Raw genomic sequence first — 19,194 nt, forward strand, 5'->3', positions numbered from 1 at the left:
CAATTAAAATCGATTTTTTTTATTTCAAAAATGAAAAGGCTTTGCATTTTTTTGTTAAGTATTTGTTCAGAAAGTAACTGTTAGGTTCAACTGGTTGCATTTATTTGTCTATTTTTAACAACTCTCAAATAAGAAATAGTGACTAAGTATGCAACGTATAAAAATAACGACAGGGCTAGTTTAACGACCAATTAAATTAAGCTCTTTTGAAAGTAATGTTGAAGTACGAATGAGATGTAAGCTCACGCTGTTAGCACCTTGGTTTATCAAGTGTGCTTGATGGCTAATGCATCAAATTCGACAAGGAGTGCAAATGAGTGATTTCAACCCAGGAATCATGATCGGTGTCTTCAGCCTTCTCGTCTTAGCGGTGATCGCTTCCATTTTATTTATTAGTAAATCTCTTGGTGGATTCGGGCGTCGTTTTGATAAAGAACAGCCTTTCGAGTGTGGACTTTTACCCTCTGGAACGACAAAGCATAACTTCTCTATTAGTTATTACCTCATCGCTGTTGCGTTTCTAATTTTTGAATTAGAAGCCGCAATCCTTTTTGCATGGGGAGTCGACTATTGGCAACTCGGTATACCGGGTGTCATTGCTGGCGTCACCTTTTTGGTGATTTTACTTTTAGGGTTCATTTACATGATACGTAAAGGTGTTTTTCAAATCGGAGTGTATGAGTCATGAGCGATATAATTCAAACCGTTAACGTCGATAATTCCTCGAATGAAAAAGGCAACAACATCATTACCAATATTGTTGGTAAAGTTGATGATCTTATTTCCTATAGCCGGAAGCATTCGCTCTGGCCTTACAACTTTGGGACATCATGCTGTTTCGTTGAAATGATGACGGCAGCGACGCCTCGCTATGACATGGCAAGGTTTGGTTCTGAAGTACTTCGTGGCTCACCACGCCAAAGCGACGTGCTTATCACCGCTGGTACCTGCTTTGTGAAAATGGCACCGCTAATGAAGCATATCTATGACCAAATGCTTGAGCCTAAATGGGTGATTTCAATGGGATCTTGTTCAAACTCAGGCGGCATGTATGACATCTACAGTGTTGTACAAGGCGTCGATAAAATTCTTCCTGTTGACGTCTATGTCCCTGGTTGCCCACCTCGTCCAGACGCCCTACTCGAGGGATTAATCATGCTTCAAGAGCACGTTCAAGCTAACCCAGTATCTGTGCTAAGTAAAAACCGTAAACCACTCGGTTTGAGGGTCGAATAATGAATAATAACGATCGTCAAATACTCATTGAGCGTTTCGGTGCTAAAGCGCCAAACCACGAAATCATTGGTTGTGAAAGTTTCGAGGTAAAAAAAGAACACCTTATCGATACCTTACACTTCTTAAAAAATGAAGCTTCTTCGCAATTTGAAATGTTGTTTGACCTTTCAGCAATTGATGAATGTGAACGTGGTGGCGGACTCAGTGTGTTTTATTACCTGCTGAGTGTGAAAAATAAGGCATTTATTTCCATTCGTACACACATTGCTAATGACAACATTGAAGTACCTACCGTGGTTGGACTTTGGCCTAACGCGAATTGGTATGAGCGTGAAGTCTATGACATGTTCGGGATTAAATTCACTGATCACCCCGACCTACGCCGTATCTTAACTTTTGATTTTTGGAAAGGTCACCCACTGCGTAAGTCCTATCCTTGTCGTGCAACCTTAATGGATGAACCTTTCGATCTTGAAGGTCCTGACTTCGATGATGTTATGAAGTCCTATGATATTCAAGGGAAGCAAAACGATGGCAGCATGGTACTAAACATCGGTCCTAACCATCCCGGAACCGATGGCGTTATCCGCCTAAAAGTTAAAATGAAAGGCGAATTCATTGAAGATTTGGATCAAGAGATTGGCTTCCACCATCGCGGGGCAGAGAAAATTGCAGAGCGTCATACTTTTCATAACTACATCCCTTATACCGATCGTATCGATTACTTAGGTGGTGTAGCAGGTGAACTGCCCTACTTACTAGGGCTTGAAGCAATGACTGGGATTGAAGTCCCCGAACGTGCCAAGACCATGCGGATTATGTTATGCGAATTATTCCGAATTTCGAGCCATCTTGTATGGTTTGGAAGTATCACGCATAACCTAGGGGGTATGGCTCCCGCTTTTTATGCTTTCACCGAGCGTGAAAAAATCTTCGATGTTATCGAGTTGATCTGTGGCGGTCGTATGCACCCTGCATTCTTCAGAATTGGTGGTGTTTCTCAAGATTTACCTGATGGCTGGGAAGAAAAAGTTGAACATGCCTGCCAAGGTATTGAGCAACTTGTCCCCGATCTTGAAAAGTTAATGACCAACTCAATGATCTTCAAAGTACGGACACAAAACATTGCGGTTTACAGTCAGTCAATGGCGCTTGATTGGGGCTTAACAGGACCAAACTTGCGTGCAACAGGTATTAACTTCGATATACGTAAAGATTTCCCTTATATGGGTTACGAAGATTACGACTTTGACGTTCCTGTTGGCCAAGATGGTGATGCCTACACCCGTACCGTTCTCCGTGTGCAAGAAGTGGTTGAGAGTTTGAAGATCATTCGACAAGCGGCGGCGCGTATGCCTGAAGGTCCTATCCTTGCTGACAATGCGCCTAACTTTGGTTTTCCTCGAAAACAAAATGCATTACGTGATATCGAAACCCTGATCCACAGCTTTGTTGATACAGGCAGAGGCTTTAACTTCCCTGTTGCTGAAACCTTTTATGCAACGGAAACCGCTAAAGGTGTCACAAGCTACCATACCATCAGTAATGGAACAGGATGCCCTTACCGTGTCCGAATCCGAACACCTTCATTTACACATTTCCAATCCGTTAAAGCCGTTTCTAAAGGCGACTTATTGAGCAATATCATCTGTTTAATCGGCTCTATCGATTACGTACTCGCTGATATTGATCGCTAAACAATAAAAACAACATCCCATGTAGATGTTGAGACGAATAAGACAAATGTCGCTCGTCATAAATAAAGTCCGCAATGTGAGGAAATCATGTTAACAGATCAAGAAAGAGCTCATCTGGAAGAGCATATTGCTCATTACCCAGAAAAAAGAGCCGGTGCCATCTATTGTCTTTATTTTATGCAAGATAAATATGGCTATATCACGAAACCAAGTCTCAACCTTGTTAGTGAGCTTACAGACCTATCAACAACGCAGCTAGATGAACTTATCACGTTTTATACGCTTTTGCGCCGACGCCCTGTTGGTCGCAATGTCATGCGTGTCTGTGACAGCATTTCTTGCCATACCCGAGGTGCGAAAAAAGTGCTAGAAGCGGCAGAAAATGCAACAGGTAAAGCATTAGGAGAGATCGCTAATGATGGCAGCATTACCGTTCTACCGAGTATTTGCCTTGGATTATGCGATCGCGCGCCTGCTGCTCTGATCAATGATGATCGTGTTGAAGGTGAGCTAACACCTGAACGCATGCGAATGATCTTAACTGAATTAGCAGAAGAAGAGATCAAGCTATCAGAGAAGCCTGATTACCAAAACATTATTTCGATGCTGACTCCTCAAGATGCGCCAGCAAAACCGAATGAAGAGGTGATGTAATGGATTTAGTACTTTCACGTAACTTTCATCATCCAAAACCATTAAATTTTGCTGAGTACTGTGAAAATGGTGGTTACCAAAGCCTTAATTCCATTATTGGTCAACCAAGAGAGCCTTTACTCGCAGAACTTAAAGCATCTGGTCTACGTGGCTGTGGTGGTGGTGGTTTCCCCACTGGTGTGAAATGGGGCTTCCTTGCAAAAGATGCTAGTCACCCCGTTTACTTAGTCGTGAATTTAGATGAATCAGAACCGGGCTCGTTTAAAGATAGACAAGTGCTTTATCGCGATCCGCACACTATTTTAGAAGGCGTTATCGCAAGTAGTTACATACTTGGTGCAGACAAAGCATTTGTTTTCATTCGTGGAGAATATCGCGAAGGGGCAAAAGGACTTGAGAAAGCGGTTCAAGAAGCACGAGCGGCTGGGCTTGTGGGTGAAAATGTCATGGGCTCTGGCTGGGATCTTGATGTTGACGTTCACTTAAGTGCTGGGCGCTATATCTGTGGTGAAGAAACCGCCCTACTCAATGCTCTTGAAGGCTACCGTGGTAACCCGCGTTCTAAACCGCCCTTCCCTATCGTAAAAGGTCTGTGGGGACAGCCAACCATAGTCAACAATGTGGAATCCATCTGTCATATTCCTTGGATCGTTCATAAAGGTGCCGAGTGGTTCAAATCTCAAGGTAAAGGTGATGCCGCAGGAAGCCATATTTACCAAGTGTCTGGTCCGGTCAAAAAGCCTGGCTTCTTTGAGTTGCCATTAGGGACTACAGCTAGAGAGCTTATTTTCGAGCACGCTGGCGGATTACTTGACGATCGTGAGCTTGTCGGTTTTCTACCAGGTGGTGCCTCAACGCAATTCATGCTCCCTGAACATCTCGACATCCCACTCGATTGGGACGGCCCAGCGACTGTTGGTTCACGTTTAGGTACTGGCGGGATCATTGTGATGGACGATGCGATTTGTCCAATAGACTTCATGATCAACCTGACAGAATTTTTCGCAAGAGAATCATGTGGCTACTGCACACCTTGCCGTGATGGCTTGCCGTATGTCGTACATGTATTGAAAAAATTTGAAACAGGTGAAGCGACCTCCAAAGATCTGGATCTGCTTCATGAGCTCTGTGAAACCATCTATCCCAACACCTTCTGTGCGCTTGCACCGGGGGCGCTGATGCCAATCATGACTGGATTAAAACACTTCAAACATGTTTTTGAATCCCATATTGAAGGGCAACGCTGTACTCACAACCACCAGCTAACTGCGGAGGCATGTTGATCATGGGAACTATCTATATAGATGACAAAGCTGTCGAATTTGAGCCAGGACAGAACGTGTTAGACGCTGCGCGTAAAGCAGGGATCGATACGCCTTATTTTTGCTACCACCCAGCATTAGGTGCCGCAGGCTCTTGTCGTATTTGTGCCATGGAAACCGTGCCACAAAAAGAAGGTGAAAGACCGCGTACCGTCATGACTTGTAGCATTCCAGCACAAGATGGCCAGCAATTTCGTTTTAAATCGCCAAAAGCAAAACAAATCCAAAAAGCCGTGGTTGAGTTTTATATGACCAACCACCCCAATGACTGCCCTGTTTGTGATGAAGGCGGTGACTGTCACCTTCAAGACACAACCATCAGTGTCGGCCATGCTTACCGCCGCTATGATGGACAAAAACGTACCATGCCGGATCAATTCCTAGGTCCGTTGGTATATCAAACCATGAACCGCTGTGTGACCTGTTATCGCTGCGTACGCTTTTATCAAGACTATGCGCTTGGTGATGATTTTGGTGCAATGGGGTCAAGCAATCACGTGCTTTTCCGTCGTACAGAAGATGGTGCATTCGATAGTCCATTCTCAGGCAATTTAGTCAGCGTATGTCCAACCGGCGTTTTTACCGATAAGGTTTACCGCCGTAAATACAGCCGTACATGGATGTTAGAAAAAGCGCCTTCAATCTGCTCAGGTTGTAGTGTGGGGTGTAATATCGAAGTTGGTGGACGTGAAGGAACCCTACGACGCGTTCAACCTAACAACGAAGAATCAAAAGTAAATCCTTATTTCATCTGTGATCGTGGTCGTTATGGGTCTCATGGCACCGAGTCGCACTCAAGACCTAAATACGTATCAGAGCAAGGTAAAGTCGTAAAAACATCACCTCTAGATGCACTGAAAATAGCCCTTGTTAGAGCTGAAGGTCATGTGGGTATTTTAGGTTCCGTAGAAGAAGATCTCACGACTAACTTGGCACTTAAAGCTATTGCAAAAGAGATGAATGCGCCGTTCTCACCATTTATTTCACCGCAACAAGAAGCCTTGACGAAAACCGCTGTAGCAGCGAATCACAATGCGCCTTCTATATCAGATATAGAGCAATCAGATGCGGTTTTCGTGTTAGGAGAGCTCACTGAACATGCGCCTATGCTTGATCTTGCGGTACGCCAAGTTATCAAAGCTAAAAAAGATGTGTATGTATTACATGCAACACCTTCTCACCTCGTCACAGCCTTGAATAAACTTCAGCGAGGCCATGTTAAAGCATTAGCACCAAGCCAATGGCAAGACTGTTTAACACAAATTAACACAGCTGTTCATGATGGTGCTATGGAAGATCTCTGGATTAAAGATGTTGCCAATGCACTAAAACAGGCGGAAAAACCCGTCATTATTGGTGTGGCTGAACTGCTTAACACTGCAGATATCTCTCTACTTAATACCATTACAGAGTCACTTGCACCTACAGCCAAAATGGCGATTGCTTTACCGAGTGCCGGTTCTGTTAATGCAGCATTAACAGCACAAGAAAACTCATGTGCTGAGCTGATGGCGCAAATAGAGAATGACAAAATAAAGACATTGGTTGTTGTCGGCAGCGATCCCCTGAATACCAATCATCCACACTGGCATGCATTACATGACAAGCTAGATCAATTGATTGTGATCGATAAAGTCTTAACCAAAACAGCACACTTAAGCGACACCTTATTGCCACTCGCAGCATGGCCAGAAAGGGACGGTATGACGATTAACTATGAAGGTAGACTACAGCGTTTTAGCAAGGCTTTCGCGAGAAAAACAGCCACGATTGACGCTCATGACATGATTGAAACCTTAATGAAATCACCTGAGACAATCGAACAATGGTTAACTGAGCTCGCACCGATGCTACCTCAAGCTGGTGATGACGGGATCATCATCGAAAAAGACAAGCTTAAGTGCACTGAATTACCGCTTGAACAGAAAACAAATCCACCAGCAATTCAAAGTACTCAGCCGCAAGTTGCACTGAGTAAATGGTTTGGTGAAGGATATGTTGCCGATCATGCGCCTGAAATCCGCTCTCTCAAGCCAGGATCTTCCGCTTCAATAAATCCCAGACTGGCTGCCTCGCTAAACCTTAGCAATGGTGATCAATTAATGATTACTTGCGGTGATCAGAAGTTGGTACGCCCTGCGGTGATTTCCTCTCAAGTTGCTGACCTCACAGTTGCTTTAAATCAAGCAGATATGCGCCTACTTCAGGCTGATATTGCTTCACCATTGTGTCTTGAGCGCACCTCTGAGCTTTTTATTGATGCAGATAAAAAGGAGGAAATCAAAAACATTATTGGTAGTGCATCGGTCATTATGATGGGAGAAGCCTAATGGATTCATTGCAGTACTGGATTTTTATTCTGGTCGGTATGGTTATCACTATCTTTGGTTTGATTTTAGTTGCAGGCTATACCGTTCTGTTTGAACGTCGCTGTCTAGCACTGTTGCAAGACCGTTACGGCCCTAACCGAGCAGGTCCATTAGGGTTATTCCAAGCACTATGTGATGCAGCAAAACTGCTAACAAAAGAATATTTCATGCCCGGGTTTGTCGACAAAAAGCTCTACGCTTTAGCACCAATCCTTGTCGTGGTATCGATTCTTGTTAGCTTTGCTTTACTGCCTATAGGTAAAAATATCTCATGGGCAGCAGACTTAAACATCGGTCTGCTCTTTTTGATGGGATTAAGCTCCATTCACGCTTATGGGGTCTTTTTAGGCGGATGGGCATCAAGCTCGAAATACACCATGCTTGGCGCAATTCGTACTATTGCTCAGTTAATCAGTTATGAATTAGCAATGGGTATGGCGGTATTGGGTGTGGTTATGCTTGCTGGCAGCTTTAGCTTAACGCAAATTGTTGATGCACAAACGACACCGTATATCCTCCTTCAACCGGTTGGCTTCCTTGTATTCCTAATCGCAGGTATTGCAGAAACTCACCGCTTGCCATTCGATATGCCTGAAGCCGAAAACGAGCTTAATGCCGGTTTTAATACCGAATATGGCGGTATGCCTTTTGCGATGTTTTTCCTTGGTGAATACCTAGGTGTGATCCTCGTCGGTGCAATGGCAACAACCTTGTACCTCGGCGGATGGCACGGACCATGGGCTGAAGCCTATCCGCTTGTTGGCGTCTTATGGTTTGTATTGAAGACCTTCCTGTTAGTTTTCTTCTTTGTATGGATGCGTGCCAGCTTACCGCGAACGCGTTACGACCAGCTAATGGCATTCGGTTGGAAATTCTTACTTCCAATCGGCATCGTCAACATCATTTTGACCGCCCTTGTCGGTACATTCTGGATGTAGCCACCAACATTAGAGAGAGACAATCATGAAAGTTATACAGATTTTACAAGAGGTCACAGGGGCTTTTGCGGCAACCATTAAGCACGTTTGGGCACCACGCGATACGGTTTGTTATCCAGAGGTAAAACCAGACTTACCTGAACGCTGGCGCGGTCGCATTGTATTAACGCGCGATCCTGACGGTGATGAACGTTGTGTTGCTTGTTATTTGTGCTCTTCAGTATGCCCTGCTAATGCAATCACCATTCAAGGTGCTGAGCGAGAAGATGAGCGTCGATATGCCAAAACATTCGAACTGGATTTCAGTCGCTGCATTTTCTGTGGAATGTGTGAAGAAGCATGTCCAACCCTATCGATTCAATGCACCACTGATTTTGAAATGGGTAAATATTCTCGTGACAAGCTGCTTTATGAAAAAGAAGACTTACTCATTGATGGCACAGGTAAACACCCAGACTTTAATTACTACAAGCAAGCAGGTGTAGCAATTACAGGTAAAGCTATCGGCGATGGTGAAAATGAAAAACCACCAATCGATGTGTACTCTCTGCTGCCATAAGGACATCATCATTCATGTTAACTTGGAATATTATTTTCTATGCCAGTAGTGCCATCATGCTATTGGCGGCAATCAGTTTACTGTTTGTCAAAGAGCCTATGCATGGTGCGGTGTATTTAACCACGTCGCTACTCGCACTGGCTGTTATTTTCTATTTATTGGGTGCGCCGTTTATTGCCGCGTTACAAATTATTTTGTACGTCGGGGCAATCATGGTGTTGTTTGTCTTCTTCATTATGTTGAGTCCGGCAAGCCGCACCTTCCCACTCACGGCCAATCGCACTGTAATTTTACCGGTGATCTTACTAACCGTTATGTTAGTTGAGGCTTTCATCGTTCTAAATCACGGTCATCAGTTCTATACAATTGAAACGATCAAAACCATCAGTCCTAAAGCTGTTGGTGCGGATTTATTTAATCATTACAAACTCGCGATAGAAGCGCTATCAACGCTCTTACTTGGTGCTTTAGTCGCTGTGATTTATCTCGCGGCACAAATGAAAGCTCGCCACTCAGAGACTGATGATAAAGTGGAGGAGCACGTATGAGTCCACTGACTATCTTAATTTTATCCTTTGCCATGTTCATTATTGGCCTACTAATTGTTGTTGTTCGCCGACAGTTGTTGTTCGTACTTATGGGTATCGAAGTCATGCTTAATGGCGTTGCGTTAGCCGCTGTTGAAGCAGGTCAACATTGGGGAAATCCAACAGGACAAATCATTACTATCTTTTTGATGATTGCAGCAGGCTGTGAGCTTTCTGTTGTCTTGATGCTCGCCATGTTGTCGTACAAACACCTAAAAACAACCCGTATCGACAAACTTAACCAGCTTAGCAATACATTAATTAGTAAGGGAGAACTGTAATGAATACATGGTTATGGTTAATTCCTGCCGCTCCGCTTTTCAGCGCCGCCTTAATTGTCTTATTTGGCAAGCACTTTCCGACTCGTGCAAGCGGTATACTCGCTTCACTCTCCGTCTTAGTGTCGGCTGTACTCACAGGCATGCTATGGCTATCCAGTGATTTTAACCCAGCTTTCCACCAGCAATTATGGACGTGGATGGCTGTTGGTGATTGGAACGTCAACATTGGTTTATCGGTTGATCGCCTCTCGCTAGTAATGATGACAGTGACAAGCTGGGTTGGATTTCTTATCCACTTGTTCTCCGTTCCCTTCATGCGCCGTGATTTTGGTGAAAGACGCTACTTTTGCTATTTAAATCTATTCGTTGCTGGCATGTTGTTCTTTGTGATGGCGGATAATTTAATTCTGCTATACACAGGTTGGGAAATCATGGGGCTATGTTCATACGGACTGATTTCTCATTACTACAACAAAGAAAAGAATGTGTACTCAGGACGTAAAGCATTCGTCGTAACACGCATTGGCGATACCTTACTTGCGATTGGTATCTTACTGACATTCAGCGTGTTCAAAACCGTTAACCTTAACGAGATCTATACTATTGCTAGCCAGCAATCGATGAACTTATGGTTAATTGGCGCGATTTGTCTTCTATTCTTGTTCGGCGGTATGGCCAAATCAGCCCAGTTCCCGTTTCATGTTTGGCTTCCTGAATCAATGGCAGGTCCTTCTACGGTATCGGCATTGATCCACGCAGCAACCATGGTAACGGCTGGGGTGTACTTAATTGCACGTAATCATGTGCTCTTTAATTTAGTACCTGATGTCACATGGTGGGTATCACTTGTGGGTGCATTTACGGCGTTTTATGCAGCAACATGTGCGCTGGCGCAGAACGACATCAAACGTATTCTCGCCTACTCAACCATCAGCCAAATTGGCTACATGTTTGCTGCGCTAGGTGTAGGTGCTTATGATTTGGCTATTTTCCACGTCATTGTTCATGCGTGTTTTAAAGCACTGCTATTTATCAGCTCTGGTGTCATTATCGATATGTTTAATCACGATCATGACATTCGCAAAATGGGCGGTCTCGGCAAACGACTTCCTTGGCTTAAGTGGACTTACCTAGCAGGCTCTGCAAGTTTAGCCGCGCTGCCTGTCATCACTGCAAGCTTCTTCTCAAAAGATGCCATCATAGCAGCAACGGAAACGGGCCATTTAGGTTGGTTACTGGGTGCACTTGGTTTAGCGGGCGCATTATTTACCAGTATTTACAGCTTCCGTATGTACTTTATGGTCTTCAATGGTGAAAACCGCACAGCGTTTAGCGAACCTCGCTACCTGAAAAATAATGGTCTTCCTTGGCAGATGAAAGTTTCAACGGGTATTTTAGCCGTTGGTTCGATCGCTATTGGTTGGATGCAGTTTCCTAACGAATGGTCTTTTGGTCCTCACCTATTCCTTCCGTGGATTGATAGTCAATTAGGTACAGCGCCAGAGATTGCAACCTCTGCAGGTCTTATGCTGCAAGTGGTTGGCTCATTAGTCGCTATTGCTGGAGTATGGATTGCATACATCTTAGTAAAACAAGAGCTTAAACAGGAGCATGGCATCGGTAATTGTCAATTCCTGAACTCAGCATGGTATATCGACGACCTGTCAAAACTAACGGTTATTCGTGGCTTCAAAGGTCTTTCCAAGCTGCTAGAAACGGTTATTGAACGATGGGTGCTGAATCAGGCCATTGTGAAAGGGATCGCGGCAATGTTATCTCACTCAGGCGAAGCCGTTAGTGATGTACAAGGCAGCCAGCTTTCTCGTTATGTCATTATGATGATTGCAGGATCTGTTCTTCTACTTTTTTACTTGGTTTGAGCTATTTAGGTTTGATATATGCTTAGTTTATTGATTTTCTTACCCATGGTAGCTGCACTACTTATCGGCTCAAGTTGCCGTAAGCTACCATTTATTGCCCGCTCCATGACATTAACCACACTCATTATTGAGTCAATGTTAGTAGCTTGGATATTTATCACGCATCAAGTTCATGGTTTTTCCATGACAGAAAGCCTCAACTGGATCCCTGACTTCGGCATTAAATATTTAGTCAGCATGGATGGGATCAGCTTAAGCCTGATTGGTTTAACCTGTACCTTGTTCATCGTTGCAATGCTTGTTGCTTGGCACCAAGTGAATCGTTGGCAGGCTTTTGGCCCACTAATGCTATTAACACTCAGTGGCATTATGGGGGCATTTCTTGCTCTTGATCTCATGCTTTTCTACGTATTTTGGGAACTGATGTTAATTCCGATTTACTTCATGTTGAGTTTCTGGGGCGGTAAAGATACCAAACAAGCAGCATTAAAATTTGTCCTTGTGACCATTACAGGCTCTTTATTAATGCTTGTATCGCTTGTTGCTCTTTACATCATTAATGGTAACAACACAGGTGTATGGACATTTGACTACTTCTACTTAGCTTCCCATCCAATTACGGGTGAATTGGCTATTCCAGTTGTATGCGGATTCTTAATTGCTTTCTTAATTAAGATCCCAGGTTTCCCATTTCACTTTTGGGCACCTGACACCTACCGCGAAGGAGCACCTGCAGTGTCACTACTGCTATCTGGTGTTATGGCTAACGTCGGCGCATACGGTATCTTGCGTTTCTGTTTAGCTATCTTCCCTGAAGCAATGCATCAAATGATGTATATCGGTATGGCACTGGGTGCAATCGGTAGCTTATACGCCGCCCTACTCGCTTTCCGTCAAAAAGATCTCCGTAATGTGATTGCTTACTCAAGTATCAGTCACATGAACTTAGTGGTCTTAGCGATTTTCGCATGGCAACTTCAAGCATTGAATGGCGCAGTGATCCAATTAATTGCTCACGGTCTTTCAGTGGCAGGTCTGTTTGCCGTTGTACGTATGCTTCAAGCGCGCGGGTTTAGCGGTAAGTTTGATGAAATGGGCGGCTTATATAAAGTCCTCCCGGGTATTAGCGTCTTCCTACTATTTATTGTTGCAGCAAGTGTGGGTATTCCAGGCTTAGGTAACTTTGCCGGTGAGATATTACTACTCGCAGGTAGTTTCTCTGTCTCACCTCTTTGGACAAGCTTGGCTGCATTCTCGATAGTGTTAGGTGTGGTTTACTTCTTAAGAGCCTATGGACTGGCATTCTTAGGGCCAATCTCTGACGACAATGAACAACGTAAATTAATAGATCTGACAGCACGAGAAAAGCTAACAGCATCCATCATTGTCATTGGATTGTTCTGGGTTGGCTTAGAGCCGAACTATTTACTGCAACTTATGATGTCATCAACCGAAACACTGGCATCCATTCATTCGGGTTCATATTCATTGATTGAAGGGGTTATCAATGTCATCTTATGAGTTAATTAGTGCAATACCCTTTGCCATCCTAGGACTAGGTGCTTTAGGTGTCCTACTATTGGGTGTTCTACCTGGTAAGAACAACCAACAACTCCCTTATATGGGATCGATTGTGGTGCTATTAGCGACCATGTTATCAGTGGCTTCTTTATTCGGACACAGTGCGAATATTGAAAACTTTGTGGTTATTGATCATTTCACACTCGTTGCTTTTGAATTATTCGCAGCAGGTGGACTGGCAACCATATTACTGGCTAAAAATTACCCAGCCCTCAACAAGCATGTTGCAGAAGAGTTTTACGCACTGATCCTGATAGCTGTACTCGGTACATTTATCTTGGCCTCAGCAAGTAACTTGTTAGCAGCATTCCTAGGGATGGAGACCATTGCCATTCCAATGTTTGCGCTAATCGCATGGAACCCTCAACGTAAAGGAGCTATCGAAGGTGGGCTAAAATATGCTGTTACAGCCACTGTTGCTGCAGCATTCTTTATGTTTGGTATTGCACTGATCTATTTTGGTGCGGGTACTATCGTTATTAGTGAAATACCTAAAGCGCTCACCAGTGCTAACGCGATGCCGATGGTCGCATTGATCGGCTTTATGATGTTATTTGTAGGCATATGCTTTGAACTGGCTTTAGCACCATTTCATAGCTGGCTGGCTGATACACTGCAAGCTTCACCTGCGCCTGTGATGGCATTTATTGGTAGTATCGCCAAAATTGCAATGCTGACATTTGTTATTCACTTCGTGATTCAGATTGAACCTATTTGGGATCAAATCTCGTTTGTACTTTGGGGCTTTGTGTTATTTAGCATTGTGTTTGGTAACCTATTGGCTTTCCGCCAAACCAATATCAAACGTATTCTGGCTTATTCATCCGTTGCCCACTTCGGCTACGCACTCATGGCACTAACCAGTGTGATCCCGAACAGTAGCGCCTCTTTATCAGAAGCGGTTCATGCTACTGCTTATTACGGGCTGAGTTATGCCGTGATGAATCTGGTCGCGTTTGCTGTGATTGCAATGTTAAACAAACATAACCCAACGGGTGAATTAAAAGGTTATCGCGGTTTAGGTCGACGTTACCCACTCGCTGGTGTTGCAATGGCGATTGCTGTGCTTTCATTGGCGGGCGTTCCCCCTACTGCTGGCTTTTTTGCCAAGTTCTTCCTGTTCTCAAGTGTACTTGGTAACGGATATTTAGGCATGGTTGTACTCGCGGCATTAGCTTCTGCAGTCTCCGTATTTTACTACCTTCGTATCCTACTGGCCTTTTTCGCTAAAGAGGAATATCACCACCACAACCAATCTGCGGATGTTGAAAGCGTAGAGTTTGGTTCAACAGCGGTGATCAGTGTCAGTGCTTTTGCCACCATCGCATTGGGCATCTTTGCTCAGGCAGTACTTACTTATATGTTTTAACAAATGAGCAACCTCGCTGTACAAGCAGCGAGGTTCTTCATGTCTTCTCTTTATTTCTTTCAACCTACACTTCCCTCATTTCATTTTGCCCTATTCCTCACGAAAAACCCTGCAAAAAAGCGCGTTACTAAAAGTACAATCCTCTGTTATATCAACAAAAAATTAAATCCTCACCTAACCCATCAGAATATAAAACTAATTAACGTTATTTTTTAACATTAAAAATCGACATTTTCTTTAGAAGTCATAAATGACATCAAAATGACAAAAAACAGAACAATAAGCAGTCATAAAAACTAAAAGTAAAAACAATAAAAGACCCAAACACTGCAATAACAAATAAAAACCAGTCATTAGAACCAAAAAACAACCACAAATGTAAAACTTTCAACTGTGACGCAGATCTAATTTGGTTTTTAACACCAAAAACAAACAAAAAACTGGTTTCTTTTGTTGGATATTAATTAAAAAAGAGTGACACATTTCAAATGATTTTGTTTAACCTATTAATCATTCCAATAACAAGTAATAAACAAAACAACAGATATTAAGGCTTAGATTATGATCATTGGTATCCCTAAAGAAATCAAAACACATGAATACCGCGTAGGTATGATCCCAGCGTCAGTTAAAGAAGTGATCTCTCATGGTCATCGTGTTTATGTCGAAACCAACGCAGGCACAGGTATTGGTTTTAGCGATCAAGACTACATTGATGCAGGTGCACAAATCCTAGCAACTGCATCTGACGTTTTTGCAGAAGCAGAAATGATTGTTAAAGTAAAAGAGCCTCAAGCTGTTGAGCGTGCAATGCTTCGCGAAGGGCAAATTCTATTTACTTACCTGCACCTAGCCCCGGATCCAGAGCAAACGCATGATCTAATTAATAGCAAAGCCGTATGTATTGCTTACGAAACCGTGACAGATAAACATGGTCGCCTTCCACTTCTTGCACCAATGTCAGAAGTAGCTGGTCGCATGTCAATCCAAGCTGGCGCATTCGCATTAGAAAAATCTCGCGGCGGCTGTGGCATGTTACTTGGCGGCGTACCTGGTGTTGAGCCAGCAAAAGTTGTGATTATTGGTGGTGGTGTTGTAGGTGCAAATGCAGCACAAATGGCACTAGGTCTACAAGCTGATGTAACTGTTATTGACCGTAATATCGATGTACTACGCCAACTAGATGCACAGTTCAATGGTCAGCTGAAAACGGTTTTCTCAACCAATGACTCAATCGAAAAACATGTACTTGAAGCAGATCTTGTTATCGGTGGTGTTCTAGTCGTTGGTGCTGCGGCCCCGAAACTGGTTACCGCTGAAATGATCAAGAAGATGAAACCAGGCTCTGCAATTGTCGATGTTGCTATCGACCAAGGTGGTTGTGTAGAAACATCTCATGCAACAACGCACAGCGAGCCTACTTACATTGTTGATGATGTGGTTCACTACTGTGTTGCAAACATGCCGGGGGCGGTTGCTCGTACATCAGCAGTGGCACTTAACAATGTAACACTGCCTTACATCGTTAACCTTGCAAATAAAGGCTACAAAAAAGCACTACAAGACGATAAGCACCTATTAAATGGTCTAAATGTTTACCGTGGACAGATCACTTGTGAGAGCGTGGCTACATCACTGGATTTACCTTATGTTGATGCAGACTCTGCTATCGCATAATTTATAGCACCACACCCCCTTCCTCCTGCTGGTTATCTTATTCATTTCTCCAGCAGGAGTTTTTATCTCCTTACAAAACCCACCAACTCAAAATATAACGCCACTAAAAACATACTTATCAAAATAAAACTTCAAAATAAATTAAAAAACAAAAATATTAATGCGATCTAAGTAGCAAGTATTCCTTTTGGGAATATTGCAAAGGTTATCAATTTGTTAGCATTGTATTCGATATGAAAAAACCTATAACAAATACATTAACCAATAAGGTCAATCACATGTCGTTTTCAAATAACGTTGAAGTTTCCTATAACACAGAACAAAAACTTACCCTCAATAAACATGATAAGACCTGGATCATAAGCTTATTTGGCACAGCCGTTGGCGCAGGGATATTATTCTTACCTATCAATATTGGTGTAAATGGTTTCTGGCCTTTGATCACTATAGCCTTACTGGCAGGACCAATGACATTTTTAGCCCACCGTGGCTTAGCAAGATTTATTTTATCGTCAAATAGCTTGAAAGCTGAGTTTACCGATGTTGCCGAAGAACATTTTGGTCACCGCTTCGGCTTTCTGATCTCACTACTCTACTTCTTATCTATTTTTCCGATTCTAATGATTTATGGGGTGGGATTAACCAATACCGTTGAAAGCTTTATGGTGAATCAAATGGGTATGGCTACACCATCGCGGGTGTTGCTATCTGGTGTTCTTGTCGCTCTCTTGATTGGAGTGATGACGGCCGGTGAAAAAACCGTATTACGCGCCTTTGAAGTGATTGTTTATCCATTAGTCTTCATCTTATTTGGGATATCGCTTTACATGATCCCTAACTGGCAAATGCCAAATTTTGCTGAAATGCCAGATGCAAAAACATTTACTCAAACCCTATGGCTCGCTATTCCTACCACTATTTTTGCCTTCAGCCACACAGCAGCCATTTCCAGTTTTTCTGTTGCCCAGAAAAGACATTACGGAGAGCAAGCAGGTAAGCGTGTCGACTTTATCTTAAAACACACATCGATGATGTTAATCACCTTTGTATTATTCTTCGTTTTCTCTTGTGCACTAAGCTTAACCCCCGCTCAATTAGCCGAAGCTAAGGCACAAAACATTTCTATTTTATCTTACCTTGCAAATGTGACTGGAAGTGGCTTGATTGCGTCATTTGGTCCATTCATTGCTTGTATTGCGATAGTCTCATCATTCTTTGGTCACTTCCTTGGGGGACGAGAAAGTTTAAGCGGGATCATTGCCAAACATACCAACCTAAAACCTAAGGTTGTTAATAAACTTACTATTGGTATTTTATTTTTCTCAGTATGGTATGCCGCAGTAAAAAATCCAAGTGTACTGGGTATTATGGAAACATTTTCAGGCCCAGTGATCGCCCTGATTTTATTTATTCTTCCGATGTATGCAATTAGAAATGTTGAATCAATGAAGAAATATCGCGGAAAGATAAGTAATATTTTCGTTACTGTTATCGGTTTAATTGCTATCTCTGCAATTTTATACAATATTATTTAAAAATATAACCGCCACAATAGTGGCGGTTTTTATAACGAGGGCTATTTTTAAGTAGCCTTATCTTTAGCTAAATAACCTTATGACAATAAAATAAATGAGTTACGTTCAGTTATTTTTTTCAACTAGTTTTTTTCTTGTTTTCAGTAAGATAATTAGAGCTTTTTTTTTGACAATCTCTTGAATAACTTTTTTACTTTTTTGACTCATTTCGTCTAACTCTAATTAAGGCTCCACAATTATAACAAGAATACTTTTTCTTTAAGTAGAGTCTTTCAATTAGCGTACGGTGCACTCTTGATATATCAAGGCTGTCACATTCTTTACATTTTATTTTCACATCCCCCCCCCTCAATAAAACAGCGCTTCATAAGTCTTAAAATAATTAAATTCAATACTCTATTAGAAAGTTATTAAGTAAAAAAATATTAATTTTTTTAGATTAATAACATTGAAAGCGTTAAAATAAAAAAGCTGAATTTATAAATTCAATTTTACTACTATCACTGCACCAAATGCAACAACGCACACATGTAGTTTCAATTATTATTCTTTATGGTAATTATTCACACACAAAAAATAAAAAACATAAAATAATGCCCAGTAATTAAAAGTAATAACACCCCCGTAATATTAAAAAGAACCTTCATTATTACATTGTTAAATGAATGAAAACTTAACAACAAGCTATTAATGTTGTTTAACTTACCTACTGATATAAAGCGAATTTCAATGTTAATTAACAACAGCATGGTTATGAGAGTTATAATTAAGCTTTATGAATATATAGTTAGGTTTAATATCAATGAATTATGGAAGATTTTAATTTATTTATAAAAAGGTTTAGCTATGTTCATCAATGCCATTATTCCTAAAAATTATAATGCAGAATAATATATTGTTATTAGTTAGTCATCTTTCTATTACACAGGATGTTATATTTTTAACCAATGCTGTAGTTTTTTGTTCAGAAGATAATTTTATCAAGAAAATTTAAACTATTGTCTATCGCATCGAATTGAATAACTTGAAATGAAAGAGGTTAGATAAAGTATTACAAGGAAACGTGGCTTTAAATATCTTAAGCAAATAAGGACTAATTTTTATCTCTATAATGGAAAAGTCTAAAAGATAAAGTCTCACATAACGACTCTTAAAAAAGGCACTTTTATCTTATTTCTATTATTTAATATAAGTGATTAATTTTCAGCTCTATTTCACTGCTTCCACTATTTTATATGATAGTAACTAACTAGATATAATCACGCTTACTTGGATACTTGAAGGATCAATATGGATATAAAAACAGTTAATGCAGGCGCTATCGCTAAAATCTACAACTACTATGTCAACGAAACGATAATCACATTTGAGGAAAAAGAGCTGACAAACCAACAAGTGCCTGAACAGATAATCAAAATACAAGACACATCTTGTCCATGACATACAAAAAGTGCCTATCGCTATACGGCATAATACACAATCTACATATCAAATCAGAATATTGGTGGC

At 41.8% G+C, this 19,194-nt stretch carries 16 protein-coding genes; all 16 read left to right on the plus strand.

Going from position 1 to position 19,194, the window contains the following annotated elements:
• Nucleotides 1-313: 313 nt before the first annotated feature.
• The 16 genes from CTN01_RS21845 (at nucleotide 314) to CTN01_RS22850 (ending at nucleotide 19,125) form a co-directional block, all read left to right on the plus strand.
• Entirely contained in the window at nucleotides 314-688 is a 375-nt protein-coding gene (locus tag CTN01_RS21845) for an NADH-quinone oxidoreductase subunit A (protein WP_005368929.1), read from the plus strand.
• Nucleotides 685-1,236 (plus strand): NADH-quinone oxidoreductase subunit B, encoded by a 552-nt coding sequence (locus CTN01_RS21850; protein WP_005368931.1) that lies wholly within the window; start codon nucleotides 685-687, stop codon nucleotides 1,234-1,236. The genes CTN01_RS21845 and CTN01_RS21850 overlap by 4 nt, the downstream gene beginning before the upstream one ends.
• Nucleotides 1,236-2,933: an NADH dehydrogenase (quinone) subunit D gene (gene nuoD, locus CTN01_RS21855; protein ID WP_045148387.1), complete on the plus strand. Its 1,698-nt coding sequence runs from the start codon at nucleotides 1,236-1,238 to the stop codon at nucleotides 2,931-2,933. Before CTN01_RS21850 ends, nuoD begins: the two co-directional genes overlap by 1 nt.
• A gap of 87 nt (nucleotides 2,934-3,020) precedes the next feature.
• Nucleotides 3,021-3,587, plus strand: coding sequence for an NADH-quinone oxidoreductase subunit NuoE (gene nuoE, locus CTN01_RS21860; RefSeq protein ID WP_005368937.1), 567 nt, complete (start codon nucleotides 3,021-3,023; stop codon nucleotides 3,585-3,587).
• On the plus strand, nucleotides 3,587-4,870 hold the full coding sequence (nuoF, locus tag CTN01_RS21865; protein ID WP_045083986.1) for an NADH-quinone oxidoreductase subunit NuoF: 1,284 nt from the start codon (nucleotides 3,587-3,589) through the stop codon (nucleotides 4,868-4,870). The genes nuoE and nuoF overlap by 1 nt, the downstream gene beginning before the upstream one ends.
• A gap of 2 nt (nucleotides 4,871-4,872) precedes the next feature.
• Nucleotides 4,873-7,239, plus strand: a complete 2,367-nt coding sequence (nuoG, locus tag CTN01_RS21870; RefSeq protein ID WP_045148386.1) for an NADH-quinone oxidoreductase subunit NuoG — start codon at nucleotides 4,873-4,875, stop codon at nucleotides 7,237-7,239.
• Nucleotides 7,239-8,216 (plus strand): NADH-quinone oxidoreductase subunit NuoH, encoded by a 978-nt coding sequence (gene nuoH, locus CTN01_RS21875; protein ID WP_045148385.1) that lies wholly within the window; start codon nucleotides 7,239-7,241, stop codon nucleotides 8,214-8,216. The genes nuoG and nuoH overlap by 1 nt, the downstream gene beginning before the upstream one ends.
• Before the next feature lie 25 nt (nucleotides 8,217-8,241).
• Nucleotides 8,242-8,775 (plus strand): NADH-quinone oxidoreductase subunit NuoI, encoded by a 534-nt coding sequence (gene nuoI / locus CTN01_RS21880; RefSeq protein ID WP_006646487.1) that lies wholly within the window; start codon nucleotides 8,242-8,244, stop codon nucleotides 8,773-8,775.
• A gap of 14 nt (nucleotides 8,776-8,789) precedes the next feature.
• Nucleotides 8,790-9,323 carry an NADH-quinone oxidoreductase subunit J family protein gene (locus CTN01_RS21885; protein ID WP_045148383.1) on the plus strand — a complete coding sequence of 178 codons (534 nt, stop codon included), beginning with the start codon at nucleotides 8,790-8,792 and terminating at the stop codon, nucleotides 9,321-9,323.
• A complete protein-coding gene (gene nuoK / locus CTN01_RS21890) occupies nucleotides 9,320-9,643 on the plus strand; it encodes an NADH-quinone oxidoreductase subunit NuoK (RefSeq protein ID WP_005368949.1) in 324 nt (107 codons plus the stop codon). The genes CTN01_RS21885 and nuoK overlap by 4 nt, the downstream gene beginning before the upstream one ends.
• Entirely contained in the window at nucleotides 9,643-11,523 is a 1,881-nt protein-coding gene (nuoL, locus tag CTN01_RS21895) for an NADH-quinone oxidoreductase subunit L (protein WP_045148382.1), read from the plus strand. Before nuoK ends, nuoL begins: the two co-directional genes overlap by 1 nt.
• An 18-nt stretch (nucleotides 11,524-11,541) precedes the next feature.
• Nucleotides 11,542-13,044: a complex I subunit 4 family protein gene (locus tag CTN01_RS21900; RefSeq protein ID WP_045148380.1), complete on the plus strand. Its 1,503-nt coding sequence runs from the start codon at nucleotides 11,542-11,544 to the stop codon at nucleotides 13,042-13,044.
• Nucleotides 13,031-14,473 (plus strand): NADH-quinone oxidoreductase subunit N, encoded by a 1,443-nt coding sequence (locus tag CTN01_RS21905; RefSeq protein ID WP_045069941.1) that lies wholly within the window; start codon nucleotides 13,031-13,033, stop codon nucleotides 14,471-14,473. The genes CTN01_RS21900 and CTN01_RS21905 overlap by 14 nt, the downstream gene beginning before the upstream one ends.
• A gap of 561 nt (nucleotides 14,474-15,034) precedes the next feature.
• Nucleotides 15,035-16,150: an alanine dehydrogenase gene (ald, locus tag CTN01_RS21910; RefSeq protein ID WP_045148379.1), complete on the plus strand. Its 1,116-nt coding sequence runs from the start codon at nucleotides 15,035-15,037 to the stop codon at nucleotides 16,148-16,150.
• 278 nt (nucleotides 16,151-16,428) lie between these two features.
• Complete coding sequence (locus CTN01_RS21915; RefSeq protein ID WP_045148377.1) at nucleotides 16,429-17,685, plus strand: aromatic amino acid transport family protein; 1,257 nt, start codon at nucleotides 16,429-16,431, stop codon at nucleotides 17,683-17,685.
• A gap of 1,290 nt (nucleotides 17,686-18,975) precedes the next feature.
• Complete coding sequence (locus tag CTN01_RS22850; protein WP_155395447.1) at nucleotides 18,976-19,125, plus strand: GNAT family N-acetyltransferase; 150 nt, start codon at nucleotides 18,976-18,978, stop codon at nucleotides 19,123-19,125.
• Nucleotides 19,126-19,194: the final 69 nt, after the last annotated feature.

Source organism: Photobacterium angustum (genome assembly GCF_003026365.1).
In the GTDB taxonomy this organism is placed as follows: Bacteria; Pseudomonadota; Gammaproteobacteria; order Enterobacterales; family Vibrionaceae; genus Photobacterium; species Photobacterium angustum.

Bases quoted from the DNA above. Each gene is read 5' to 3' on its own strand.
- CTN01_RS21845 (WP_005368929.1), top strand. From the start codon at position 314: ATGAGTGATTTCAACCCAGGAATCATGATCGGTGTCTTCAGCCTTCTC.
- CTN01_RS21850 (WP_005368931.1), top strand. From the start codon at position 685: ATGAGCGATATAATTCAAACCGTTAACGTCGATAATTCCTCGAATGAA.
- nuoD (WP_045148387.1), top strand. From the start codon at position 1,236: ATGAATAATAACGATCGTCAAATACTCATTGAGCGTTTCGGTGCTAAA.
- nuoE (WP_005368937.1), top strand. From the start codon at position 3,021: ATGTTAACAGATCAAGAAAGAGCTCATCTGGAAGAGCATATTGCTCAT.
- nuoF (WP_045083986.1), top strand. From the start codon at position 3,587: ATGGATTTAGTACTTTCACGTAACTTTCATCATCCAAAACCATTAAAT.
- nuoG (WP_045148386.1), top strand. From the start codon at position 4,873: ATGGGAACTATCTATATAGATGACAAAGCTGTCGAATTTGAGCCAGGA.
- nuoH (WP_045148385.1), top strand. From the start codon at position 7,239: ATGGATTCATTGCAGTACTGGATTTTTATTCTGGTCGGTATGGTTATC.
- nuoI (WP_006646487.1), top strand. From the start codon at position 8,242: ATGAAAGTTATACAGATTTTACAAGAGGTCACAGGGGCTTTTGCGGCA.
- CTN01_RS21885 (WP_045148383.1), top strand. From the start codon at position 8,790: ATGTTAACTTGGAATATTATTTTCTATGCCAGTAGTGCCATCATGCTA.
- nuoK (WP_005368949.1), top strand. From the start codon at position 9,320: ATGAGTCCACTGACTATCTTAATTTTATCCTTTGCCATGTTCATTATT.
- nuoL (WP_045148382.1), top strand. From the start codon at position 9,643: ATGAATACATGGTTATGGTTAATTCCTGCCGCTCCGCTTTTCAGCGCC.
- CTN01_RS21900 (WP_045148380.1), top strand. From the start codon at position 11,542: ATGCTTAGTTTATTGATTTTCTTACCCATGGTAGCTGCACTACTTATC.
- CTN01_RS21905 (WP_045069941.1), top strand. From the start codon at position 13,031: ATGTCATCTTATGAGTTAATTAGTGCAATACCCTTTGCCATCCTAGGA.
- ald (WP_045148379.1), top strand. From the start codon at position 15,035: ATGATCATTGGTATCCCTAAAGAAATCAAAACACATGAATACCGCGTA.
- CTN01_RS21915 (WP_045148377.1), top strand. From the start codon at position 16,429: ATGTCGTTTTCAAATAACGTTGAAGTTTCCTATAACACAGAACAAAAA.
- CTN01_RS22850 (WP_155395447.1), top strand. From the start codon at position 18,976: ATGGATATAAAAACAGTTAATGCAGGCGCTATCGCTAAAATCTACAAC.